Origin of the sequence: Paracraurococcus ruber (genome assembly GCF_004353985.1) — a bacterium.
GTDB lineage: Bacteria > Pseudomonadota > Alphaproteobacteria > Acetobacterales > Acetobacteraceae > Paracraurococcus > Paracraurococcus ruber.
This window is the reverse complement of record NZ_SMOA01000785.1, coordinates 1-224: the sequence shown is the minus strand read 5'-3', so window position 1 is coordinate 224 and position 224 is coordinate 1. Positions and strand designations below refer to the sequence as shown.

1 pseudogene is annotated in these 224 nt (G+C 64.3%); it reads right to left on the bottom strand.

The features are described from left to right. Positions 1 to 168: pseudogene (locus E2C05_RS35070) on the bottom strand (IS6 family transposase); the annotation flags it as partial. Between the last annotated feature and the right edge of the window lie 56 nt (positions 169 to 224).

Here is a 224-nt window from a genome sequence, read left to right as displayed (position 1 = left end):
CAAGCACCACTGCCGGATGCTCTCGTGTGTCACCGTGATCCCCCGCTCGGCCAGGATCAGCTCAACGTCTCGCAGGCTTAGGCTGAAGACATGGTAGAGCCAAACGGCGTGGCTGATGATCTCGGCCGGGAAGCGGAAGCCAGGGTAGGTGACGCGGTCGGACGGCATCCAGCCAGCTTCGCCCAGCCATGCCGCTCCGGCCAGGGCTCACCAACTTGGCAATG